Source organism: Luteolibacter yonseiensis, assembly GCF_016595465.1.
Taxonomy (GTDB): Bacteria; Verrucomicrobiota; Verrucomicrobiia; order Verrucomicrobiales; family Akkermansiaceae; genus Luteolibacter; species Luteolibacter yonseiensis.
In genome coordinates this window covers 650,424-674,149 of the sequence record NZ_JAENIK010000012.1, presented here as the reverse complement: position 1 = coordinate 674,149, position 23,726 = coordinate 650,424, and the positions used below count along the sequence as shown (strand labels likewise).

25 protein-coding genes are annotated in these 23,726 nt (G+C 59.0%); 14 read left to right on the top strand and 11 right to left on the bottom strand.

The features are described 5' to 3' along the window. Positions 1 to 4: 4 nt before the first annotated feature. The 3 genes from ntrB to JIN84_RS18560 are packed head-to-tail and all read left to right on the top strand — an operon-like array spanning position 5 to position 2,713. On the top strand, positions 5 to 889 hold the full coding sequence (gene ntrB, locus JIN84_RS18570) for a nitrate ABC transporter permease (RefSeq protein ID WP_200352565.1): 885 nt from the start codon (positions 5 to 7) through the stop codon (positions 887 to 889). A 25-nt stretch (positions 890 to 914) separates the two neighbouring features. Beyond that, complete coding sequence (locus tag JIN84_RS18565) at positions 915 to 1,844, top strand: ABC transporter ATP-binding protein (protein ID WP_200352564.1); 930 nt, start codon at positions 915 to 917, stop codon at positions 1,842 to 1,844. After that, entirely contained in the window at positions 1,841 to 2,713 is an 873-nt protein-coding gene (locus tag JIN84_RS18560; RefSeq protein ID WP_200352563.1) for an ABC transporter ATP-binding protein, read from the top strand. Before JIN84_RS18565 ends, JIN84_RS18560 begins: the two co-directional genes overlap by 4 nt. A gap of 597 nt (positions 2,714 to 3,310) precedes the next feature. On the opposite strand, the gene JIN84_RS18555 is transcribed toward JIN84_RS18560, so the two are convergent. Then, positions 3,311 to 3,922 carry a helix-turn-helix domain-containing protein gene (locus JIN84_RS18555; RefSeq protein ID WP_200352562.1) on the bottom strand — a complete coding sequence of 204 codons (612 nt, stop codon included), beginning with the start codon at positions 3,920 to 3,922 and terminating at the stop codon, positions 3,311 to 3,313. A 76-nt stretch (positions 3,923 to 3,998) separates the two neighbouring features. Here JIN84_RS18555 and JIN84_RS18550 point away from each other — a divergent pair, with 76 nt between their 5' ends. Genes JIN84_RS18550 through pdxH form a run of 4 tightly spaced genes read left to right on the top strand, consistent with a single transcriptional unit; the run spans position 3,999 to position 7,592 of the window. Beyond that, a complete protein-coding gene (locus tag JIN84_RS18550; protein WP_200352561.1) occupies positions 3,999 to 4,646 on the top strand; it encodes a trimeric intracellular cation channel family protein in 648 nt (215 codons plus the stop codon). Then, complete coding sequence (gene tdh / locus JIN84_RS18545) at positions 4,630 to 5,664, top strand: L-threonine 3-dehydrogenase (protein ID WP_200352560.1); 1,035 nt, start codon at positions 4,630 to 4,632, stop codon at positions 5,662 to 5,664. The genes JIN84_RS18550 and tdh overlap by 17 nt, the downstream gene beginning before the upstream one ends. 36 nt (positions 5,665 to 5,700) lie before the next feature. Then, on the top strand, positions 5,701 to 6,897 hold the full coding sequence (locus tag JIN84_RS18540) for a glycine C-acetyltransferase (RefSeq protein WP_200352559.1): 1,197 nt from the start codon (positions 5,701 to 5,703) through the stop codon (positions 6,895 to 6,897). Positions 6,898 to 6,956: 59 nt separating this feature from the next. Continuing rightward, the gene (gene pdxH, locus JIN84_RS18535) at positions 6,957 to 7,592 is read left to right on the top strand and encodes a pyridoxamine 5'-phosphate oxidase (protein ID WP_200352558.1); all 636 of its coding nucleotides are present in this window, start codon (positions 6,957 to 6,959) and stop codon (positions 7,590 to 7,592) included. A 97-nt stretch (positions 7,593 to 7,689) separates the two neighbouring features. Here pdxH and JIN84_RS18530 read toward each other — a convergent pair whose 3' ends face one another. The 5 genes from JIN84_RS18530 to JIN84_RS18510 all read right to left on the bottom strand — a co-directional run bounded on the left by JIN84_RS18530 (position 7,690) and on the right by JIN84_RS18510 (position 13,737). Continuing rightward, positions 7,690 to 10,236, bottom strand: a complete 2,547-nt coding sequence (locus JIN84_RS18530; protein ID WP_200352557.1) for an ATP-dependent Clp protease ATP-binding subunit — start codon at positions 10,234 to 10,236, stop codon at positions 7,690 to 7,692. After that, positions 10,233 to 11,366: a protein arginine kinase gene (locus JIN84_RS18525; RefSeq protein WP_234043561.1), complete on the bottom strand. Its 1,134-nt coding sequence runs from the start codon at positions 11,364 to 11,366 to the stop codon at positions 10,233 to 10,235. The genes JIN84_RS18530 and JIN84_RS18525 overlap by 4 nt, the downstream gene beginning before the upstream one ends. 13 nt (positions 11,367 to 11,379) lie before the next feature. Next, the gene (locus tag JIN84_RS18520) at positions 11,380 to 11,889 is read right to left on the bottom strand and encodes a UvrB/UvrC motif-containing protein (protein WP_200352556.1); all 510 of its coding nucleotides are present in this window, start codon (positions 11,887 to 11,889) and stop codon (positions 11,380 to 11,382) included. Between the two features lie 23 nt (positions 11,890 to 11,912). Next, entirely contained in the window at positions 11,913 to 12,782 is an 870-nt protein-coding gene (gene ilvE, locus JIN84_RS18515; protein ID WP_200352555.1) for a branched-chain-amino-acid transaminase, read from the bottom strand. Positions 12,783 to 12,882: 100 nt separating this feature from the next. Further along, entirely contained in the window at positions 12,883 to 13,737 is an 855-nt protein-coding gene (locus JIN84_RS18510; RefSeq protein WP_200352554.1) for an NAD(+)/NADH kinase, read from the bottom strand. A gap of 127 nt (positions 13,738 to 13,864) precedes the next feature. Between JIN84_RS18510 and JIN84_RS18505 the strand changes: the two genes are divergently transcribed. After that, on the top strand, positions 13,865 to 15,211 hold the full coding sequence (locus JIN84_RS18505; protein WP_200352553.1) for a hypothetical protein: 1,347 nt from the start codon (positions 13,865 to 13,867) through the stop codon (positions 15,209 to 15,211). A gap of 102 nt (positions 15,212 to 15,313) precedes the next feature. On the opposite strand, the gene JIN84_RS18500 is transcribed toward JIN84_RS18505, so the two are convergent. Then, entirely contained in the window at positions 15,314 to 16,381 is a 1,068-nt protein-coding gene (locus tag JIN84_RS18500; RefSeq protein WP_200352552.1) for an LOG family protein, read from the bottom strand. A 90-nt stretch (positions 16,382 to 16,471) separates the two neighbouring features. Between JIN84_RS18500 and JIN84_RS18495 the strand changes: the two genes are divergently transcribed. Both JIN84_RS18495 and JIN84_RS18490 read left to right on the top strand, forming a co-directional pair. Further along, complete coding sequence (locus JIN84_RS18495; protein ID WP_200352551.1) at positions 16,472 to 16,912, top strand: nucleoside deaminase; 441 nt, start codon at positions 16,472 to 16,474, stop codon at positions 16,910 to 16,912. Between the two features lie 310 nt (positions 16,913 to 17,222). Further along, positions 17,223 to 17,762, top strand: coding sequence for a hypothetical protein (locus JIN84_RS18490; protein ID WP_200352550.1), 540 nt, complete (start codon positions 17,223 to 17,225; stop codon positions 17,760 to 17,762). 142 nt (positions 17,763 to 17,904) lie between these two features. On the opposite strand, the gene JIN84_RS18485 is transcribed toward JIN84_RS18490, so the two are convergent. From JIN84_RS18485 to JIN84_RS18470, 4 genes are all read right to left on the bottom strand, one after another. Then, positions 17,905 to 18,513 (bottom strand): MBL fold metallo-hydrolase, encoded by a 609-nt coding sequence (locus JIN84_RS18485; protein ID WP_200352549.1) that lies wholly within the window; start codon positions 18,511 to 18,513, stop codon positions 17,905 to 17,907. Positions 18,514 to 18,595: 82 nt separating this feature from the next. Continuing rightward, a complete protein-coding gene (locus tag JIN84_RS18480; RefSeq protein ID WP_200352548.1) occupies positions 18,596 to 18,793 on the bottom strand; it encodes a hypothetical protein in 198 nt (65 codons plus the stop codon). 19 nt (positions 18,794 to 18,812) lie between these two features. Further along, entirely contained in the window at positions 18,813 to 20,591 is a 1,779-nt protein-coding gene (locus JIN84_RS18475) for a sodium:solute symporter family protein (protein WP_200352547.1), read from the bottom strand. Positions 20,592 to 20,688: 97 nt separating this feature from the next. Further along, positions 20,689 to 21,747 carry an aldose epimerase family protein gene (locus JIN84_RS18470; protein ID WP_200352546.1) on the bottom strand — a complete coding sequence of 353 codons (1,059 nt, stop codon included), beginning with the start codon at positions 21,745 to 21,747 and terminating at the stop codon, positions 20,689 to 20,691. Between the two features lie 169 nt (positions 21,748 to 21,916). On the opposite strand from JIN84_RS18470, the gene JIN84_RS18465 reads away from it, so the two are divergent. The 4 genes from JIN84_RS18465 to JIN84_RS18450 are packed head-to-tail and all read left to right on the top strand — an operon-like array spanning position 21,917 to position 23,724. Beyond that, positions 21,917 to 22,345 carry a GAF domain-containing protein gene (locus JIN84_RS18465; protein ID WP_200352545.1) on the top strand — a complete coding sequence of 143 codons (429 nt, stop codon included), beginning with the start codon at positions 21,917 to 21,919 and terminating at the stop codon, positions 22,343 to 22,345. A gap of 55 nt (positions 22,346 to 22,400) precedes the next feature. Then, positions 22,401 to 22,865, top strand: a complete 465-nt coding sequence (locus tag JIN84_RS18460; RefSeq protein ID WP_200352544.1) for a Jag family protein — start codon at positions 22,401 to 22,403, stop codon at positions 22,863 to 22,865. Then, positions 22,862 to 23,332 carry a DoxX family protein gene (locus tag JIN84_RS18455; protein ID WP_200352543.1) on the top strand — a complete coding sequence of 157 codons (471 nt, stop codon included), beginning with the start codon at positions 22,862 to 22,864 and terminating at the stop codon, positions 23,330 to 23,332. The genes JIN84_RS18460 and JIN84_RS18455 overlap by 4 nt, the downstream gene beginning before the upstream one ends. Positions 23,333 to 23,379: 47 nt before the next feature. Further along, positions 23,380 to 23,724, top strand: coding sequence for an acyl-CoA thioesterase (locus tag JIN84_RS18450; RefSeq protein ID WP_200352542.1), 345 nt, complete (start codon positions 23,380 to 23,382; stop codon positions 23,722 to 23,724). Positions 23,725 to 23,726 lie beyond the last annotated feature (2 nt).

Here is a 23,726-nt window from a genome sequence, read left to right as displayed (position 1 = left end):
TACCATGAAACTCTTCTACCAACTCAGGCTCGACGCCATTCTCCTCCCGCTCATCGCGTTGCTCATCTGCCTCGGCGGCTGGGCGCTGATCGCCGGGCATGGGAAGACCACTGTCTCCATCGACGACTGGGGTGACAAGGTCACGAAAACCGAACGTTTCGGATTGTCCAAGAATCTCCCCTCTCCCGCCGAGACATGGACCGCCAGCAAGCCCTACATCGTGGAGCCTTTCGCGAAACGTGGCGAACTGGACCAGGGGATTCTCCGCTTCGCGTGGTTGTCCCTGAAGCTCGTCGCCCAAGGATATGCCATCGCGCTGCTTCTCGGCACACCGATCGGTTTTCTCCTTGGGTTGTCAAAGAACTTCACCCGTGCGTTTGACCCGATCATCCAGATCCTGCGCCCCGTGTCGCCGCTTGCCTGGCTGCCTCTTGGAATGGTCCTCTTCAGCGGCCTGAAAATCATGGATGCGGATGGCCGTTCGGTCTTCGGTACCTCCGATGCCGCGGCCCTCTTCACCATCGCCATCTGCGCCATGTGGCCCACGGTGCTAAATACGGCGGTGGGCGTCAGGGCTGTGCCTCAGGATTACCTGAACGTGGCACGGGTTCTGAAACTCTCGAAGACCAAGACCCTTTTCAAGATCCTCATTCCTTCCGCACTGCCTTACATGTTCACCGGGTTCCGGCTGTCGCTGGGGATCGCCTGGCTGGTCATTGTGGCGGTGGAGATGCTCATCGGAAAGCCCGGTGTCGGCGGATTCCTCTGGCAGCAGTACAACGCGAACAGCTACGCCCACATCATTCTTTCCATCCTCACCATCGGATTCATCGGCTATGTGTTGGACCGCGCGATGAGCATGATCGAAGGACGTTTCCGCTCGGCCTGATGCAACATGGAAGCCCCAACGACCTATGACACCCATCCTCGAACTCTCCGGCGTCACGAAGACTTTCGGCCGCGCCCATGAACTTGCCACCGTCCTGCGGAATGTTGATCTCACGGTGCGTGAAGGTGACTTCGTTTCCATCATCGGCTACTCCGGCACCGGCAAGAGCACGCTCATCAATCTCATCGCGGGCCTGCTGAAACCATCCGCAGGGTCCGCGATGATGGATGGAAAAACCATCGACGGTCCCGGGCCGGAGCGCGGCATCGTTTTCCAAAACTACTCCCTGCTTCCATGGCTCACTGTTTCGGAAAACGTCCGGCTCGCCGTGGACCAGCTTTTCCCGGACAAGAGCGCGCGGGAGCGGAAGGAACATACCGCGAGATACGTGGACATGGTGAAGCTCACCCCGGCCTCCCACAAGTATCCCAAGGAGCTTTCCGGCGGCATGCGCCAACGCGTGTCCGTCGCACGCACCCTCGCGGCGAATCCCCGCATCCTCCTGTTGGATGAACCGCTTTCTGCCCTGGACGCCCTCACCCGCGCGACCCTGCAGGATGAGATCGCCGACATCTGGCACAAGAACCGCACCACCGTCATCTGGATCACCAACGACCCCGATGAGGCGCTGCTGGTCGCGGACCGGGTCATCCCGCTGCTCCCCGGTCGCGATGGTGCGACCCTCGGCGGTGAAATTTCCGTAAACATTCCGCGTCCGCGCCTGCGCAACGAGGTGTTGAAATCCCTCGAATTCAAGGATCTCAAGCTCCAACTCGTCGAGACGCTGTTGAATGCGAAACGCGACACCGCGCCTACGGTCACCAAAAAGCTCGCGGCTCCGGACATCCTTCCGGAAGACCTCGCGCACCGCCGCGCATCCTCCCTGTTCAACCGCCCCACCCCTCGCAGACGCTCACAACTGGAGCGTGAGGAACTCAGCATCGAAGCATCATGAGCACCGCACCCGTTCTCGAACTTTTCAAGCTGTCCAAGGCTTATCCCACGCCCAAAGGCCCCGCCGTCATCGTGAAGGACTTCACGCTGAACTTCGCGGCCGGAGAATTCATCACCCTCATCGGCCACTCCGGTTGCGGAAAATCCACCGTGCTCTCGATGGTGGCCGGACTTACGGATGCCACCGATGGCGCCATGATCCTCGCCGGCAAGGAAACCAACGAGGCCGGTCCGGACCGCGGCGTCGTCTTCCAATCGCCGTGCCTGCTGCCTTGGATGACCGCGTTTGAAAACGTCATGCTCGGCGTCAACCAGGTCTATTACACCGCGTCCAAACAGGAACGCCGGGAACTGGCGGAATATTATCTCTCGGTGGTCGGCCTCGGAAACGCGATGCACAAATACCCGGCGGATCTCTCCCAAGGCATGCGCCAGCGCGTCGGCATCGCACGCGCCTTCGCCCTCCAACCGAAGATGCTCCTGCTGGACGAACCCTTCGGCATGCTCGATTCCCTTACTAAAATGGAACTGCAGGAAGTCCTGCTGGCCCTATGGCGCAGGAACAAGCTCACCACCCTCATGGTCACGCACGATGTGGACGAAGCCATCTTCCTTTCTGATCGTGTCGTGATGATGACGGACGGACCTGAAGCGGAGGTCGGCGACATCCTCACCATCCCTTTCGCCCGGCCACGCGTGCGTGCGGAAGTGATGGCGGATCCCCGGTATCTGGAAATCCGCAACCACCTTCTCACCTTTCTCAACGAGCGTTCGCACATCCGTCCCAGCAGGATCGCCGCAGTGAAGCCAGGGGAGATGGCGACGGCCGGATCAACCCACGCCCCGCATTCGGCCCTGCAAGCGCATTGAACGTGGAAGAGGCATTCCGATGAAGTCGCCGGCAGTCATTCGAATAAAAGCGACGGCGATTCTCCAAAACGCCGCCCGGAGTTAAAGCTTCAGAGGCTGTCGGAAAACGGCAGGAGCCACCTGTGGCGGTGTGAACCGGAGCGGCGGAACGTGTCCGCCCGTGCGGCAGACGTGGTTCTCGAAAAACGAACAAGGGTGAACGGCCTGTCGGCGTGAACGGGAATTGCTTTCAGGTTCTCCGGATCACCACAATCGTCCCATTCCCAGGGTGATGAGACCCTATGGCCCGGATTGTCCCATGGTGCGGGTCGGAGTGGCGGACGCGTTCCGCCACTCCGACCCGCACGACAAACGATGGTTTTTAGTTTTCCGACAGCCTCTTCAGTTTGCTCTTTCACAGACCTGAGCTCTTTCATCAGCCCTAAACAACGAAGGGGCGGATGAATGGGCAAGCTGCTTTCACAAACCTCCGCTCCTTCACCAGTTCACGACTGTTCATGAGCCCGGCTCTGTCAAAACCCCCGTTGTCCATTCGGAAGAGCACGCTGAAGGCGTGAACTCCGGACCACTTCAAGGACTGTCACGTCCCTTGCAATCTCACCGATAAATCACCACCAGGAACAACAACGCTTCCGCCTTGCCGGTGTTCGCGATCGTATGGTCCACATCCGCACGATAGGTGGCGGAATCTCCTTTTCCCAGAACCTCCCTCGAGCTGCCGGATTCCAGCTCCACACTCCCCTCCTCCACCGTCAGGAATTCCCGGGTGCCATCCACGTGCGGCTGGCTGCGGAGCGCGCCGTTCACGGGCAGACGCACTTCATAAAATTCCACATCCTTCTCCATGTTCAGCGGCGAAAGGGTGCGGATCTGGCATTGCTTGTCCTTGCGGAAAATCTGCGCGCGCTCGTTCGCCCGGATGATCTGGATGGATGACGCGGAGTCCGCGCTCTCGATGAGTTCCTGAAGCGTCAGACCGAACGCGCTGGCGATCCGGTAGGTCACGCTCAGGGTCGGGTTCGCGCGTTCCCTCTCGATCTCGCTCAGCATCGACCGGCTCACGCCGCTGGCGGAAGCCAGTTCCTCCAGAGACCAGCCGCGATCTCCGCGCAGCTTCTTCACGCGTCGTCCGAGATCCTCGTTGATGGAATCCTGTTTCGTCGCGGGAGGTGTGGCGGATTGTCTCGAACCTCGTGGCTTGGCGGGCATGGAGTGGCAATATACTGGATCAAATTTCCTGTAAATCGGAATTTACGCTTGCCAGCTTGTTGGAATCAAATCCAGTATGTTGGAAGTCGCGATGCTCTCCACGTTCCTAGACCACTTCGGTGTATCAGTTTCCGCGCTTTCCGGCGTCCTTGCGGCACGGGAAAAAGGTCTCGATCTTTTCGGGGTCCTGGTGCTGGCGGTGGTGACCGCGCTCGGGGGCGGTTCGGTGAGGGACATGCTGGCGGGAGATGGCGCGGTGGCATGGCTGCTGGCCCCCGGAATTTTTTATACCGTCTGCACCGTGGCCTTGGTCGCCTTTTTCATCTGCCGCTGGTGGGAGCCTCCGCAAACCCTTTTCCAGGTGGCTGACGCGCTGGCCCTCTGTTTCTTCGCCGTCGCGGGCACCCGCAAGGGAATGGGCCTGGGCTTCGCGCCTCCGGTATGCATCGCTCTCGGAGTGATCACCGGCGTGGCGGGAGGAATCCTGCGTGACACGTTGCTGGGCCGCGTGCCCCTGGTGTTCCAGAAGCACACCTACTTCTATGCAACGGCGGCATTCTTCGGAGGGTTGATCTACACCCTGCTGCGTGGCCCGCTTGGAGACCATCTCGCGATATGGATTTCCATATCCTCGGCCATTCTGTTGCGTCTTGGCGCGATCCGGTACCGCATCTCCCTACCCTCATTCACTCTGAAATCAAATAACGATGAAAGCCTTGGTTAAAGCCAGATCAGAACCCGGCCTGTGGTTGCAGGATGTACCCGAACCGGACATCGGAATCAACGACGTCCTCATCAAGGTTCTTAAAACGGGCATCTGCGGAACCGATCTCCATATCTACAACTGGGACGCATGGGCACAGAAGACCATTCCCGTTCCCATGGTGGTTGGCCACGAGTTCGTCGGAGAGGTCGTGGCCGCCGGATCGAACGTGAATGATTTCCATCCCGGAGAAATCGTCAGCGCGGAAGGACACGTCGTCTGCGGCCGATGTCGCAACTGTCTCGCCGGCCGCCGCCACCTGTGCAAGGACACCGTCGGCATCGGGGTGAACCGCACCGGAGCCTTCGCCGAATACGTCAGTGTTCCGATGACAAACGTGTGGCACCACACCAAGGGCGTGGATCTCGAAGTGGCCTCCATTTTCGATCCGTTCGGAAATGCGATGCACACCGCGCTGTCGTTCGGCCTGTTGGGGGAGGATGTGCTCATCACGGGGGCGGGACCCATCGGTGTGATGGCAGCCGGAATCGCGAAACATGCGGGCGCCAGGCACGTGGTGATCACCGATGTGAACGACTACCGTCTCGACCTCGCGAAAAAACTCGGAGCGGACGTGGCGCTGAATGTCACGCATGGCAGTATCCAGGACGTCCAGAAGCAGCTCGGCATCAGGGAGGGTTTCGACGTGGGACTCGAAATGAGCGGCAATGCCTCCGCGTTCAACAGCATGATCGACAACATGTGCCACGGCGGCAAGATCGCGATGCTCGGCATCCCGGCCACACCGATCAGCATGGACTGGAACAAGATCATTTTCAACATGCTCACCATCAAGGGGATCTACGGCAGGGAAATGTATGAGACCTGGTACCACATGAGCGTCATGCTGGAGTGCGGCCTGGACATCAAGCCGGTGATCACCCACCGCTTCGGCGCGGATGAGTTTGAAAAAGGCTTCGAAGTCATGAACACCGGAATGAGCGGCAAGGTGGTCCTCGATTGGACCGTCTTCGATTGATCCGACAACAATCCCACACACCCACTTTTGAACATCATGAAATCCTACAGCGCTTTCCAATCCCATCTCAACGAACAGTTGGACGCCATCCGTGGCGCGGGCACTTACAAGAGCGAACGCACCCTGACCACTCCGCAAGGAGCGATGGTGGAGACCACCAGCGGGCAACCGGTGCTGAACATGTGCGCGAACAATTACCTCGGCCTCGCCCAACACCCCGCGATCAAACAGGCCGCGCATGAGGCGCTTGACGCATGGGGCTATGGCTGCGCCAGCGTCCGGTTCATCTGCGGCACCCAGGGAGTTCACAAACAGTTGGAAAACAGCCTCAGCGACTTCCTCGGCACCGAGGACACCATTCTCTATGGATCTTGTTTCGATGCAAACGGAGGCCTCTTCGAAACCCTGCTCGGTGCCGAGGACGCCATCATCAGCGACGAACTCAACCATGCCTCGATCATCGACGGCGTGCGGCTCAGCAAGTCCATGCGCTTCCGTTATAAAAACCGCGACATGGCGGATCTCGAGGCGCAATTGATCGCCGCGGATGCGAAGGGCGCGAGATACAAGCTCATCGTCACCGACGGCATCTTCTCGATGGATGGCTTCATCGCCCCGCTGAAAGAGATCTGTGATCTGGCGGATCGATACAACGCCCTTGTCATGGTGGACGATTCGCATGCCGTCGGATTCATGGGCGGCCATGGCCGCGGCACCCACGAGCATTGCGGCGTCATGGACCGCATCGACATCATCACCGGAACCCTCGGCAAGGCGCTTGGAGGTGCCAGCGGGGGCTACACCAGCGGCCGCCGTGAAATCATCGAACTCCTCCGCCAGCGCTCGCGTCCTTACTTGTTCAGCAACACCCTCGCGCCCACCATCGCCGGCGCATCCTTGAAGGCTCTGGACATCCTCAAGGAATCGACCGCCCTGCGGGACAAGCTGGAGGAAAACACCCGGTATTTCCGGGAGGCCATGACGGAGGCCGGATTCAACCTCGCTCCCGGGGAGCACGCCATCGTCCCGGTCATGCTGGGCGACGCCGCCCTCGCCACCCGGTTTGCCGATGCCATGCTGGAACGGGGCGTTTATGTGATCGGTTTCAGCTATCCGGTCGTCCCCCAGGGCAAGGCCCGCATCCGCACCCAGATCAGCGCCGCACATAGCCGGGAAGAACTGGAACGCGCGGTGGAGGCGTTCAAGTCAGTGAAGATGGAACTGGGACTTTGATGATCCCCTTCCCGCCACCGCCCTTGCACACCCTCCCCGCATCGCTTTAGATTTTCCCCATGGACCTTGCTGATTTCCGTAAAGAGTATTCCGACCGCGGCCTGAAACGGGCGGAACTGGATGCCGATCCGATCGCTCAATTTTCAAACTGGTTCGCACAGGCCATCGAATTCGGTGTCCACGAGCCGAACGCGATGACGGTCGCGACGGTCGATGAAAACGGAATGCCATTCCAGCGCACGTTGCTCCTGAAAAATGTCGATTCCCGCGGGTTCACATTTTTCACGAACTACCAGAGTCGCAAGGCGGCTCAAATGGAGAAGAATCAACAGGTTTGCCTGCTCTTCCCATGGCTCACGCTGGAGAGGCAGATCATTGTCCAGGGTGAGGTGGAAAAGGTCGGTCGCGAGGAATCCCAACGGTATTTCTCCTCCCGTCCGCGGGAATCGCAGATCGGTGCGTGGGTGTCCAACCAGAGCGAGGTCATCGCGTCCCGGGATGTTCTCACGCAACAACTCGCGGAAATCAGGGAGAAGTTCCAGGATGGTGAAATTCCCCTGCCTCCACACTGGGGAGGGTATCTCCTGAAGCCGCGGAGCATCGAATTCTGGCAGGGCGGCCCCGCGCGCCTGCATGACCGCTTCCTGTATCAATTGAAGAACGGTCAATGGACGATCGACAGGCTTTCCCCTTGATTCCCAATACCTGCTTCCGGTTACCGGAACGGTGAAATGAAAAAGCCCCGCTCGCGAGCGGGGCTTTTTGTGATTGGATGCTGTCAGGGAATCCCGGTCATGCGACTCCGCTGACCTCTTCCTCCGGCTCGGGCCGGGTGGAGACGAAGTCGAGTTCATCGCTGTCCGGTTTCTTGATGACATTGACCGTATCTTTCGGCTTCACGTCACCACGCAGCAGCGCCTCGGCGAGCGGATCCTCGAGGAATCGCTCGACGGCGCGGCGCATGGGGCGTGCCCCGTAGGCCGGATCGAAGCCTTTTATCGAAAGAAGATCGCGGGCCTCGGCGGTGAGCGTGAGGTCGATTTCCTTTTCCTTGAGACGCTTGACGAGTTTCGAGACCTCGAGATCGACGATCTGGTTGAGGTCCTTCTTCTCCAACATGTGGAAGACCACCAAACCATCGAGACGGTTCAGGAACTCCGGTTTGAAGTAACGCTTGGACTCTTCGATGATCTTTTCCTTCATGCCTTCCTGATCGGCATCGTCCGCCGCCATCGCGCCGAAACCAAGGGTGGTCTGGCGTTTGATGGTGGAAGCCCCGACGTTGGAGGTCATGATGATGATGGTGTTCCGGAAGTCGATCTTGCGGCCGAGCGAGTCGGTCACAGTGCCTTCTTCCAGAATCTGGAGCAGCAGGTTCATCACGTCCGGATGGGCCTTCTCCACCTCGTCGAACAGCACGACGGAGTAAGGACGGCGGCGCACCGCTTCGGAAAGCTGGCCGCCTTCCTCATAGCCCACATAGCCCGGAGGCGAACCGATGAGACGGCTGGCCGTGAATTTCTCCATGTATTCCGACATGTCGATCTGGATGAGGGAATCCGGATCGCCGAACATGAACTCCGCGAGATTCCGCGCCAGATAGGTCTTGCCGACACCGGTGGGTCCGAGGAACAGGAAGGAACCGATCGGACGGCGCGGGTCCTTGAGATCCGCGCGGGAACGGCGCAGGGCCTTGGAGATGGCGACGACGGCCTCGTCCTGACCGATGACCCGTCCCTTGAGCTCTTCCTCCATCTTGAGAAGCTTCTCGGCTTCCTTCTCCTCCATGCGGCGGAGAGGCACACCGGTCCACTTGGCGACCACGGCCATGATATCGTCATCGGTGACGGTGACGATGGTCTCCTCCGACGAGGCGCGCCAGTTCTTGATCGTATCCTCCAGATTCTTCTTCGCGTGCTTCTCGTCGTCGCGCAGGGCGGCGGCTTTTTCGAAGTTTTGCTCGGCGATGGCGGCGACCTTGTCGCGGTTGATCTGTTCGATGGCCCCTTCCAGCTCTTTGATGGACGGTGGACGTGTCATGGTGCCGATGCGGGCGCGGGCACCCGCCTCGTCGAGCACGTCGATGGCCTTGTCCGGCAAGAAACGGGCGGTCAGGTAACGCGAGGTCAGCTTCACCGCCGCCTCGATGGCCTCAGGCGTGAACTTGGCCTTGTGGTGGGTCTCATACTTTTCCTGAAGACCGCTGAGGATCTTGATGGCGTCATCCACGGAGGGTTCGTCCACCTTCACTTGTTGGAAACGGCGTTCCAACGCGGAGTCCTTCTCGATGTACTTGCGGTACTCGTTCAGGGTCGTCGCGCCGACGCACTGCAACTCGGCACGGCTGAGGGCGGGCTTGATGATGTTGGACGCATCCATCGCTCCTTCCGCCGACCCCGCACCGACGATGGTGTGGAGTTCGTCGATGAAAAGAATGACGTTTTTGACCTTCCGGATCTCGTCCATGACCGCCTTGATCCGCTCTTCGAACTGACCGCGGTATTTCGTGCCGGCGACCATCAGGGCGAGGTCGAGGGTGATGACCTTTTTGTCGCGGAGGATTTCCGGCACATTGCCTGTGGCGATTTCCTGAGCCAGACCCTCGACAATGGCGGTCTTGCCCACGCCGGCTTCGCCGATGAGGACGGGATTGTTTTTCGTCCGGCGGCAGAGGATCTGGATGACGCGCTCGATTTCGCTCTCACGACCGATCACCGGGTCCAACCCACCTTCGCGGGCGACCTTGGTGAGATCGCGGCCAAATGCCTTGAGAGCGGGAGTCTTCGACTTGGCCTCACCCTCCGAATTGGTCGGCTGGGCCTGCCCCTCCTCTTCGAACGGACCATCGCTGTCTTCGATATCCTCATCGTCATCGTCCTCGTCGTCCTGATCGTCAGGTGAAAAATTCGGATCAATCTCCGCAAGAATCTCGTTGCGAGTGCGTTGTATGTCCACATCGAGCCGTTTCAGCACGCGGGCCGCCACTCCCTCGCCTTCCCGCAGGAGTCCGAGCAACAAATGCTCGGTTCCCACATAGGAATGGTTGAGAGCCTTCGCCTCCTTGTTGGCAAGGGCGAGGACTTTCTTCACACGAGGAGTGTATGGAATGTTTCCCGCTGACTTCTGGGGAGGGCCGGAGCCGACCTCCTTCTCCACCTCCATGCGGACGGCTTCGAGCTCGAGGCCCATGCGTTCGAGAACGTTGACCGCGACACCCTGACCAAGCTTGATCAGGCCGAGAAGCAGGTGCTCCGTGCCGACATAGGAGTGGTTGAACCGATCCGCCTCCTTACGGGCGAGAGCGAGAACTTGTTGAGCGCGTGGAGTGAAGTTATTCATGCGTCGCCGGGGTTGGGGTTGGGTGTGTCAGAAAAATTTTTGTCGTCATTTGATGACATACGATTATCAGGAGTTTCAAGAGATTGCAAACGGGAGCGTACGATTTCTGCCCGAATCGAGTCTCTTTCTTCCGGTGAAAGCTTCCGCCCGGAGTGCAGTTGAAGGTGTGCGGGCTGGATGTCCATCAGCAACGAGTCACACAGCATCACCGTTTTCGTGGGAAAATAACCGAGGGTCCCACCCAACCGGAGCAGGGAGAGGTGGTTGAGAGCCTCTTTGGAGTCAATGATATGGGCATAGCGGAGCACGCCGTAGGCCCGGCCGATTTTATCGGAAACCATCTCCGGATCGTCCTCCAGCAGTTTTTCCCGGGCGTTTTGTTCGTGATTCGCGACTTGGGAAATGACGCGCTCGAGACGGCGGATGATCGTCTCCTCGCTCTCGCCGAGCGTGGATTGATTGGAAATCTGGTAGAGATTGCCGAGGGATTCGGTCCCTTCTCCATACAGGCCGCGGACAGCCAGGCCGATCTTGTTCACCGCCTGCAGGACCTGGCCGATCTGGTCGCTGAGCACGAGACCGGGCAGATGGAGCATGGCCGACGCGCGCAGGCCGGTGCCGAGATTCGTCGGGCAGGTGGTGAGATAGCCCAAGGTCGGGTCGAAAGCGAATTCGAGAGACTCCTCCAAATTGGTGTCCAGTTCGGAAAGCGCGCTGAAAGCCGCCGTAAGCTGCAATCCCGGACGAATGGCCTGCATGCGCAGGTGATCTTCCTCATTGAGCATCAGGCTGAACGTCTGCCTGCGTTCGATGACGGCCGCCGAGCCGTCGCCCCGGGCGGCATGTTCACGGGAAATGAGGTGCCGCTCGACCAGAACCTGCTTCTGGACGGAGGTGAGATCGCCGAGTTCGTGCGAAAAAGCTCCTTTCATCGCAGGCAGGGCCTCCACGGCCGGACGCATGAGATCGAGGGCGGCGGCGCGCTGGTCACGCTTCGCCCAGCCCGGGAACGGGTGGCGGCGGAGATTCCTCGCCAGCCGGATACGCGAGGTGATCACGGCTCCGTGCTCGCCCTGCCCGCCTGTCATCCAGTCGGCGGGGTGCTTGATAAGGGTGTTGAAGCGCATCATGGTCGTTTGATTTTCAATGTTTCACCTCATCCAGGTTCCGGATCTCATCGCGGATGCCGGCGGCTTCTTCATAGCTCTCGGAGGCGATCGCCTGGTCGAGCCGCGACCGGAGTTCCTCGATGCGTTGGTTGCGGAACTGGATCGCCATCAGCCCCTCGGGAACTTTCCCGACGTGCGAGGTGCCCTTGTGCATGCCGCGGATCATCTGGGCCACCTCGTCACCGAAGGTCGCATAACAATCGCTGCATCCGAAACGCCGCACGCGTTTCAAGTCATCCAATGTGAAAGTGCAGGTGGCGCATTGCTTGCCATTCCCGGGCACACCGGGTGAAGGGTGGCCCGCCACCGTGCCCGGACCACCCGGCAGACCGCCGAGCAGGAGGTCGGCCAGGGAAAATCCGGTCGGGTCCGTGACTCCGCGCTCCTTCGCGCAGTTGTCGCAAAGGCAAACCTTTTTCATCTGTCCATCGACGAGCTGTGTCAGGAAGACGGTGGCCTTTTTTTCGCAGAAATCACACTTCATTGGCGGGTGCTGGGTGGGTCGCTTCAAGCAACGGGTGTGCCGGTGCTGGTCGCGAGTTCGTGGAATGCTTCGAGGAACCGGGCGGTGAACGGACCGGGCTTGCCGGTGCCGATGACACGGCGGTCGAGCGCGACCACCGGAATGACTTCCGCCGCGGTGCCGGTGAGGAAACATTCATCTGCGGTGAATATATCATAGCGTGTCAACGAGCACTCCTTGAAAGGAACGCCGAGTTTTTCCGCCAGCTCGATGATGACCGCACGGGTGATTCCGTCCAAGGCGCCATCGCAGATCAGTGGGGTGAGCAGCTTGCCGTCCTTGATGAGGAACAGGTTGTCGCCCGTGCATTCGGCCACGTAGCCCTGCTCGTTGAGCATGACGGCTTCCAGCGCGTTCGCCTGGATGGCCTCCACCTTCGCCATGATGTTGTTCAGGTAGTTCAGCGACTTCACCTGTGGCATCAGCGCGGCGGGTGCCGGACGGCGGGTGGCGCAGGTGATGATCGCGAGACCGTTCTTGTAGGTCTCGTCCGGATACAGCTTGATCGTCGAAGCGATGATGAACATCGACGGCTTCGGGCAAAGGTAGGGATTCAGGCCCAGTTCCCCCGCCCCGCGCGTGATGACAAGACGGATGTAGCCGTCCTTGAGGCCGTTGGCCGCAACGGTGTCGACCGTGTATCGCACCACTTCCTCCTGCGTCCAAGGCAGGTTCAGGATGATCGCCTTTGCCGAGTCGAACAACCGCTTGATGTGCTCTTCCAGCCGGAAGACGCGCCCGTTATAAATGCGGATGCCTTCAAAAACCCCATCCCCGTAGAGAAGGCCGTGGTCAAAAACCGATACCTTCGCTTCAGATTCATCTACTAGTTTGCCGTCGAGCCAGATTTTCATGTGAATTCGTGGCCAAGGGTATGGAGATCACCGCCTGTGGCAAGCGGGAGATTCAAGAATCCATCCCGGACAGCCACATTCCTCCCCGCCGGACACCCGCTCAAACGCCCTGCCAATGCAGCTTCTGCCGCAGGGCGCCGTAAAACGACCGCCCTTCGAGACGCAGCAGGAGGAAGGATCGGGGCGACTTTTTCACCTCGATGCGATCTCCCGGTTCGATGTGGATGTTGTCCCGACCGTCCACGGTGAAAATCATCGGACCGCACTCGGCATCCTGCGACGACAATTCGACGGTCGAATCGTCCGAAAGCACCAGCGAGCGCTGGCTGAGACTGTGCGGGCAGATGGGGGTGATGACGAAAACCCCCGCGCTGGGCGCGATCAGCGGCCCACCTGCGGAAAGCGAGTAGGCCGTGGAGCCGGTGGGTGTGGCGACGATGAGGCCGTCCGCCCGATAGTCGTTGAGCAGTTCTCCGTTCACCTGGGCACGCAAGGAGACGAGACGCCCCGTGTCGCCACGCGCCAGGGTGATTTCGTTGAGGGCGGTGAACGATTCCGAAGATCTTCCCTGCCGGTGGACCGTTGCTTCCAACAGCATGCGCACGCTGGTCATATACCGGTTTTCCGAGACGGCCGATGCAAAAACATCCAGCTCGTCGTCCGTGCAACTGGTTAGGAATCCGAGCGTTCCGATATTGATGCCCGCGACGGGTTTTTCAAAATTCCCCAGCTTGGAAAGCGCGTTCAGCATCGTTCCATCACCACCGAGCACGGCGGCGACGTCCACGCTGGACGAGAACTCGTCCGCCGGGATACCGCCGGTCTCCCCCGCATGCCTCGCCGCATCCACATCGAGCACGGTGGTGCAACCGCGGGCTTCAAGGGATTTCCTCAACGCGTGAAGCGTGGAAAGCGAGTCGTTTTTGAGAGGATTGACGAGGATTCCAACTTTCACGGTGGCAGAACCTAACGAAGGAATTCCTCCGCTGGCAAGGGAGTAACACGATTCGCCTGTTGCCTCGACTGAATGAATCATTAGAAATCAAGCAGCCTCTTTCATGAAACAATCGTCCCTTCCCTGCATGAAAATCATTCTCATCGTGTTTGCGCTCGCAATCTCGACCCAATCATCGGTCTCAGCCCGCTCCTGGACAAACGCTCAAGGTAAAACAGTCGAGGCTGAAATGACGTCCCACGACGGCATCTCCGTCTCACTCCGGCTCGGGAGCGGAAAAGTTGTCTCGGTACCCATCGCCACACTTTCTGCGGAGGATCAGGCTTTCATCAAAATCCAACCGGAAATTTCAATCCCACCGGAATCGGTAACGCCTGCCGAACAGCGGATCTGGCCCGACCTCGTGACCATTCCGAACTCCGAGCTGGAAAAAGTCACCATTGAAAAAACCGCGGAATTCTTCATTTACCGCAGCCCGTCATTCGAGTTCACCTGCTCCGCGAATCTCCTCCCCGCCCTGACCAAAGAAATCCCCCGTACGTTCGAAGCGACGAAACGGCTTATTGACGCCCTGCCGTGGGGCATCACGTGCCGTCCGCCAGCGGGCCGGGAACGTTTTCTCGCCGCTCTCTATCCCAAGCGGGAAGACTATGAACGCGCCGGAGGCCCCTCGAACTCCGGTGGGGTCTATATGTCCAAAGACAAGACATTCCGCATCCCGTTCGAAAGCCTCGGCATCAGGAAAGTCGGCGAAAGCTACACCCGCGACAAGGATTTCGACAATGACACGCTGGTTCATGAAATCACACACCAGATGATGGATGAGTATCTGCCGTTCCTTCCCAAATGGGCCGTCGAAGGCACTGCGGAACTAACCGGAATGCTTCCTTACAAAACAGGCACCTTCCGCTCCGGGGATCACAGGAAAGGACTGGTTGACTATCTCGCACGCCCCAGGATCAAGGGAACAAAGGTTGAATTCCCCGACCTGGACACCTTGTTCAGAATGACCCGCTCCGAGTGGGACAAACAAAGCAGCCGCTTCTATTCCGGCGGCAATAGTGACCGCCAACGGGAACTCTACGAACAGTCCGCATTGCTTGTCTATTACTTCAACTTCCTTGATGCGGAACCACCCACCCAAGGGCGGCGCTGGATCCGCTTTATGGACGCCGTCAAGGGGGAGATCGGGAAGTGGAACGAATATCAGGCCGCCTTCGACACTTATCGCAAGGACATGGATGAATTCATGAAACTTCCCGGAGTGAGGCAACTGGAAGGCGCCCGGTTCAGCTACCCACAAGGATTCACACCGCCGAGCCCCCCCGCTTCACCGGATGGCCAAGGAAAGATTTACAGCGAGCAAACGCCGTTCAAGCACGTTGACATCCTTTTGGATGGTCGCAGTCTGGAGCAAGTCAGCGAGGATATCCGCCTTAAGTTCTCACAAAGCAGAATCAAATTGAATGAGTGAGATCGAACGCGCGGGGCACAGGGACGCGACAATGCCCGGATGGTCGCAGCCAATCTGGTGCCCCCCATCCCCGTAGGCGGCCGTCCGACGATCACACTCCGCTCACGCCAGGGCCACCTTGGGTGCCACCAGCTTTCTTACCGTCGGGATGATGTCCGCCAGTTCCTCCACGACGACGAACTCGCCGTCGCACAAGGTGCCGAGCATTTCGATGAGCGGTGTCCAGAAGGATTTCCCGGTGGCGTCCTTGCGGTTGAAAATAATGACGGGCTTCCCTGCCATGGTGGGGTTTCCCTGTTGCTTGAAAATCATCAGCGCCAGCATTTCCTGAACGGTCCCGGAACCTCCGGGGAAAATGACGAACGCGTCCGAATTCTCGATCATGACTTCCATCCGGGTGTAGATGTCCGGCTTCAGCCAGAAACTGGAAAGTCCGATGGGCAGGCCCTCGAGCTCGATGATGTGCGGGACATTCGAACCGCCCGTCCAGCCGCCCGCATCCACCGAACCTCGCACCACCTCGCCCATGATGCCGGAGCTGCCCGCACCTGAAACGCAGCCCATGTTGCTTTCCGCGAGCTGTTTTCCGAACTCGTAACCATCATTCAGATACGCCGGGTCCTCGATCGAAGCGGAACAGAAAACACACACGTTGCCCTCGTGGTTTTCCGGCAACGGTGTCTCGAAGGAGGTGACGGTGTTGGTGCCGATTTTCTCACGGCCGACGACCGGCACACCATTGCGGCGGGTGTTCTCCAGAATCTCGAGAACTTCTTCAGGCGACCCGGCCAGCAGCAGATAGTCCTCGTGGTTTTGCTTCACCGTCCCGAGGGAGTTGAGATGCTTGAGGAGGGAAAAAAGGCGGCTCCAGGAGCCGTCGGAATTGAGCAGCACGGTGGCTTTGCCCGCGAGGTTGACGTCCAGCGTTTGATACCCGACGAAGATGGACACCGCCTTGAACAAATCCTCCAGCGTGGCCCCGGGGGTGAAGACGAAGGCGTCCGACTCGATGATCTTCCGCTCGATGTTTGACAGGGAGATCCGCTGGTCGCCGTTCGAGTTGTAAATATCCCAGCCTTTGCTGAAGAGGCTGTAGAGCAAACGGGCGCGGACTTCCCGATTGGGATCCTTTTCTCCGCGGACGGTTCCTGCGAGTCGGACTTTTGGCATTTCTTGTGGATGGTGTGATCATATGGCAATGCTTGTGCCGGATCGGAAAATTACGTTCGCGGCGGCCTGCCATCTGCATTATCAAAGCGCATGGATTCATTCATGCAAGCGGCACTTGATGAGGCGCGGCTCGGACTCGCCGAGGGAGGCATCCCTATCGGCAGCGTCCTCGTCCACAACGGGAAAATCATCGGACGCGGACACAACCGCCGTGTCCAGAAAGGCAGCACCACCCTGCATGGCGAGATGGATGCGCTGGAAAACGCCGGCCGTCTGGGCGCGGAAATCTACCGGGAATCGATCATCTACACCACGCTCTCCCCTTGCCCGATGTGCAGCGGTGCCATCCTGCTCTATGGCATCCCCAAGGTCGTCATCGGCGAAAATATCACTTTCATGGGCGACGAGGAGCACCTGAGATCCCGGGGCGTGGAACTGGAGATCGTGAATTCTCCGGAGTGCGTCGAGCTGATGGCCGGATTCATCGCCGCGCGTCCGGACCTCTGGAATGAAGACATCGGCGAACCTTGACGATGGGGATCCCCTGTTGTCTGATGCCCTCAAGCGCATGAGAGACGTGGATGCCACTTTTCTGCTGACCGCCGGCATCCGGATCCACCGTTGTCCGGCGCACCCGACAAATTCACCGAACCCGCAAAAAAATGTGGTTTTGCCGACGTATCCGACGGTTCCCGCGAGACAAATATCCCGATTCGCTTCGTTCTTTTATAGCAAATTTGCTCCGGATCTGACCACAGACCTGCAGGCAGCCTGAAAACAACCGGCTTCAACATCCCTCTCGAAGTCCGCGCCCAGTCCAATACCGATTTCAACACACCTTATGGAAACTTTACGCCAAATTCTCGAACAACAGTTCACCTGGGGCCTGCTCCTCGGGCTTCTGGTCGCCACATTCATCTGGAAATCCGGCTTCAGCACGCGCCGGAACATCACGCGCGAGCTCAAACGCGTGGAGACGGAAATGAAGGATCTCCAGGGCCATCTCAATACCCAGCTCAAGATCAACGCCACCGGCAACCAGTCCCTCCAGGCCGAACTCGAAAGTCTCCGGGCGCAGAACGAAACCCTGCGGGTGAACAACGCGGCGCTTCAACAGAAACCCGGCCGGGCCGAGCAGCGTCTGCTTCACGTTTACGACATCGCCATCCGCGCCATGCGCGAGCAGGCGCCGGGATTCGCTCCCGCATGGGAGAAGGCGATGCGCCAGGGCGAACAGGAGGTGGATGCTGCCGAGTCCGGTTTGGTGAAACTGGTGCGCCGGGTGATCCCCGGACTGGGGAATGCCGCCACCGCCGGAAATGGCACCACCGCCATTACTGTGAACGAGGAAACCCCGGAGCGGCAACCGGAGCGACCGTAAGGATCACGGGGGCAAACACGCCGTCATCCGGCGACTACTTGCACCGGACATTCGGTCCGCTAAATTCCGTCCAAGGGGCCGGATGTCTCCCAGTTGGCAGCGTTCAGAACGAACGTGCTCCATCAGAGAAAGACCGGTTCCCCTACTCCAAATAAGGATTTTCGACTTTTTCGCGAGCGATGGTTGTTCCGGGCCCGTGTCCCGGCCAGACCCGCGTCTCGGGAGGCAGGGTCATCAAGTGCTTCGCAATGCCGGTCATCAACTGCCGCGTGCTGCCACCCGGCAGATCCGTCCGCCCGACCGAACCGGCGAACAACGTGTCGCCGGAGAACAACACGCCGTGGTCCTTCAGATACAAGGTCACGCTGTCCGTCGAATGACCCGGTACGTGGGCGAGTTCGATTTCCAGCCCGGCGATCTCCAACACCTTCTCCATATCGAAAATTTCATCGATCTCGTAAGGCACCACCGAGATCGGCAGTCCCCATCCCCGAGCGGCGGATTCCAGAGTGAGATCCTGGGAATATCCGGCGAAGGCATGCAGCTTCAGTCCGAGAGTTTTGAGTGCGGCAGCATCCGTGACGTGATCGTAGTGCTGGTGGGTCAGCAACACGCCATCCACCCGCACACCTCGCGCGCTGATCCATTCCGTGATGCCTTCCGGCGCGTCGATCAGGAGATTGCCATCCGGTGTTTCGATGAGGTAGCCGTTGGTCTGGACGAAGCCGCCGGTGTAGCAGGTGATTTTCATGAACGCGAGGGTCTGAGAAAGAAACGCCCCGTTCAAGCCAATGAACGGGGCGTTGGGATTTAGATGGGTGACTATCGCGGGGTCAGATTTTCTTACCCTTCTTCGCGAAGTATAGCATGACGAGGCCGAACACGAGCATCACGACACCCCAGATGAGGTTCACGTTCATGCCGAGTGATTTCGAGTACATCTCGACATTCGATTTGGTGACGATGCCGTAGATGCCGAGGATCACGCCGTAAATCGTGAAAACGTAGCCGATAGGAAGACGAAGGTCCATGGTGTGGGTGGGTTGGTATTTACCAGAAGATGATGTTCAGGATGAGAGAAACCACGAAAACGATCGTTCCGAGCACCGCAGGACGCATGATCCAGGAATCATTCTCATCCTTGAACTTGGGCGTGAGCGAGTAAACAAGGCCTTGGAGTTCCTCGTCGGTCTTGGTGCGCTTTGTGACCATCGAAAGCGCGAGGTTGACGACGAAGGTGGAGAGGAAAGCCACGATGGCCACCCAGAAGGTCTGGGACATTTCCTTGGGGAACTGCACGAGCGAGTCGGCAGGCAATCCGAGGAAGGTAAGCCAGCCCCCCTTGGAGCCAAGAGCGTTTCCGGTGGCGAAGCTGAAGCCGTGGAAGAGAACCGCGGTGGAGGTGCCCACCACAAGACCCCAGAAAGATCCTGTTCCGTTGGAACGGCGGGTGAACATGCCAAGAAGGAACGTGGCGAACAACGGAGCGTTCACGAAACCGAACACCAGTTGGAGAACGGACATGATGTTGTTATATTTGGAGGCGAACAACGCGAAGCCCATCGCTGCCACGATGCCGAAGACCGTGGCGTATTTGCCCATGGCGAGAAGATCGCGGTCCGTCTTGTTCGGATTGATGGTCTTGTAGAGGTCATAGGTCCAGACGGTGTTGAACGCGGTGACGTTCGCCGCCATGCCGGACATGAAGGAAGCCATCAACGCGGTGATCGCGAGACCCAGCAAGCCGTTCGGGAAGTAATGGAAGATCATCGAAGGCAGCACCTGGTTGTAGTTCAGCGCGCCGTCGGGCTTGATCGGAATGGAGTAGCCACCGGCGACGGTGTCGCTGGTAAGACCGTAGGCGATCATGCCGGGAAGAATGACGATCGCGGGGAAAAGCATTTTAGGGATGGCACCGATGATCGGCGTCCGACGGGCGGCCCCCATCGAGTTCGCAGCAAGGGCGCGCTGGACTTCCGCGAAGTTCGTGCACCAGTAGCCGAAGGAAAGCACGAAACCAAGACCCAGCAGGATGCCATACCAAGGCACACCCATCGGGTTCGCCGTTCCGGCGGTTTCCGCCCAAGAATGAAGAGCTCCCTGACCTTGTGGCGAAGATTGAAGCTTGGCGACGAGGCCGCTCCAACCACCGACGTCCTTGAGGGCGATGTAGGCGAGAGGGGCGATACCGAAGACGATCATGAAAAACTGGAGCACTTCCGTGTAGATCGCGGAGCTGAGACCACCCTTGAGCACGTAGGCCAGGACGATGGCGGAAGTGATGACGAGCGAGGCATAGTAGTTCCAGCCCAGCAACGCGTGGAGTAGATCCGCCAGGGCGTGCATGGAGATACCCGAGGAAGCCACGGTCATGAACGCGAAGGACACCGAGTTGAAAACCCGGGTCGGCTCGTTGTAACGCATCTTGAGGTATTCAGGCACCGACTTCGCCTTGGAGCCGTAATACATCGGCATCATGAAGATGCCGATGAAGACCATGGCCGGGATCGCGCCCACCCAGTAGAAATGGGATGTCATGATGCCGTATTCCGCACCGGAGGCGGCCATGCCGATCAGCTCCTGCGCGCCAAGGTTCGCGGAAATGAATGCGAGACCTGTCACCCAACCCGGGATCGAACGGCCCGAGAGAAAGAAATCCTCAGCGCTCTTGGTATACTTCTTGAGCGCGAAACCAATGCCGATGACGAAGGCCAAATAGATCAGGAGGATCGACCAGTCGATGAAGTTGAGCGGCGGGGCCTTGAGGCCTTCCGTGGAGACAGCTCCGGCGGCTGATGCTAGGAATGAGAAAATTGACGGGTCAGGCATACAGATGGGTAGAGATCGGTGTTTTTAACGTGGGATATGGATGTCAGAAAACCGGGTGACGTTGGCGCGCCACCCAGTTTTGAAAAACCTGCTGGAATTACTCAGCGGAGAACTTGAAGACCATCGTGTGGGAATAGTTCTCACCCGGGCGGAGGACCGCCGAAGGGAAGGATGGCTTGTTCGGCGCGTCCGGGAATCCTTCGGTCTCAAGTGCGAAAGCCGTGCGGTAGGCGTATGCGATGCCGTCCTTGCCCTTGGCTTTTCCGTCGAGGAAATTGCCACCGTAGAACTGGATGGCAGGCTTGTCGGTGGAGATTTCCAACACGCGTCCGGACTTCGGATCCTTCACGCGGGCGGCGAGACGGACGCCTTCTCCTTTTTTCAGGACCCATGCGTGGTCGTAGCCGCCACCGAGCTTGAGGGCTTCGAATTTCTCATCCACGCGCTTGCCGATGGCGGTTGGCGTGGTGAAATCCATCGGAGTTCCCGCCACGGGATCGATCTTGCCGGTCGGGATCAGGCCCGCGTCGGTCGGCAGGTAGCCGTCGGCATTGAGCATGAGGACGTGGTCGTTGATGCTCGTGGTGTGATCGCCGGAAAGGTTCCAGTAGGTGTGCTGGACGATGTTGAGAACGGTCGGCGCGTCGGTGGTGGCCTTGGCAACCCACTTGAGCTCGTCGTTGTCGTTGAGCGTGTAGGTCACGTTGACGGTGAGATTGCCGGGATAGCCTTCCTCACCATCCTTGGAGAGATAGGAAAATTCGACGCCCTTGCCTTCGATCACCTTGCCGGTCCAGACCACCTTGTCGAAGCCCTTGAGTCCGCCGTGCAGCGCGCATGGAATACCGCCGGGATCGTTGTTCGTGGCGAGTTTGTAATCCTTGCCATCAAGGGAGAACTTGCCGTCCTTGATGCGGTTGCCGAACCGGCCGACCGTGGCGCCGAAATAGGAAGTGTTCGTCAGCCAGCCTTCGAGCGTGTCGTAGCCGTGGGTGAGTTCACCGGATTTCCCAGCCTTGTCAGGAGTTTTCACCGAAGAGAGGATGGCTCCGTATTCGGTGACTTGGGCGACGATGCCGTTTTTATTGGTGAGGGTGTAGATTTTCACCTTTTTGCCGTCCGGCGTGGTCCCGTAGGTATCCTCTTTGATTTCCATTGCTGAGCTGAATTGACAGGCGACGAGGCTGAATGCCAGTGCCGTGATAAAGGAATGGGCTTTCTTCATGTGGGGAAGGGTTTGGCGGATAACTTGCAACATGCCAAGTCCGAAATACCGCCACATTAGGGGGGTGACTTTTCCGCCATGCCGTGCTACAGGGTCCGGCATGTCAGAACAGGTTGATTGGTCGTCCGAGCTAAGCTCCATTCTTGAAGATTTCGGCTGCCAGACGGGCACGATCCATCGCACCGCGGCAGATGGCGAGACCCTCGTTCTTGTCGCGCAGATCGGCGTTCCCGACGGCTTGATCGAAAGGATTTCCACCATCCCGTTTGGAAAAGGAATCGCCGGAGCCGCGGCGGAGCGCGGAGAGCCCGTCGAGCTCTGCAACCTCCAGCAGGATCTCGGCGGCATCGCCAAGCCCGACGCCCGCCAGACCGGCGTCTCCGGATCCATCGCCGTGCCTGTTTTCTCCAGCGGTTCCCAGCGGGTCATCGGTACCCTTGGTATCGGAAAATACACGCCCTACGAGTTCACCGATGCGGAAAAAGCATCGCTGGCGGATATCGCGGTACGATTGGCTCACGTAATTTGATGATAAACCCGCCGGGGTGGTTGACCCGGCTGGCGATGTGAATAAACTCCGCGCCATGACCACGGTAGAATCCGCGACGAAGATTCTCGATACCATGCTGGGACACTTGGGGTTCACGGCGACGATCGAACTACAAGACACCCACGACGGCCCCTGCCTGCAGATCCACTCCGGCGAGAGTGCCGCGATCATCGGCAACGACGGGGACCGCCTTGACGATCTTCAATACCTGGTCAACCGGATCGTCCGCCGCCACTTTCCCAAGGCGGAGCGAATCAAGGTGGATTGCGGGCATTTCCGCTCGATCCAGGAGGATCATTTGAAGGACGAGGTGAAAAACATCGCGGCAAGGGTGAAAACCACCGGAAAATCCTTCCAAATGCGTCCGCTCAACGCTTACTACCGTCGCCTCGTCTATAACATCCTCCTCGAGGATCCGCAGATTGTCTCCCATTCGCCCCAGGGGGATGACCGGCTCAAGCGCATCACCATCTCCGCGAAATCCTCATCTTCCACATGAAAAAATTCCTCTTCGACTGCGGCACCCGTGACGTCACCGCCTCCATAGGGATTCTCTCACTGCGCCTGCTTGCCGGAGCAATGATGCTCATCGGCCACGGTATTCCGAAAATCCAGAACTTCGCCGCGCTGAAAGCGACATTCCCGGTGCCCCACTTTTTGGACAAGGTGCTATCCTCTCCGGCCAGCCTGGTGCTCTGCATCTGTGCGGAAGCCGGTGCCACCGCGTTGGTGATTCTTGGACTGGCCACCCGCCCCGCCGCCTTTCTGGTCGGGCTTTGCATGGTCTTCGCCAGCTTCGGATATCTCGACGCGGCACCTTGGTTCCAGACGTCCCCCACCCTTGTCGAGACCAAGGAACTCTCCATCATGTATCTCATCCCCATGATCGCGATCATCCTCTCCGGGGCCGGCGGTTATTCGTTCGACGCCCTCCTTCACAAGGAAGACAAACGCCGCCGCTGGTGAGATGGACCGGTCGTCCGCCCCAGCCATCTATCCGTAAAATCTCCACCATGGAAACCCACCGTCTCGTTCTTCCCGGAGATCTGAACCAATATGGATTCCTCTTCGGAGGACGGTTGCTGGCATGGATCGACGAGGCGTCATGGATCGCCGCCAGCCTCGACTATCCACATTGCCAGTTCGTCACGGTGGCGATGGACAAGGTGGAATTCCACCACAGTGTGCGCGACGGCACCATTCTTAAAATCTCCTGCACACGGGAACGCGAGGGCACCACCAGCACCACCTATGCCGTGAATGTCACGGATCAAAAAGCCGGGCCCGGCATCCTGTTCTCCACCCGCGTCACCTTCGTCAGCGTCGATGACGCCGGCCGCAAGCGCGGCATCCGCTGAAA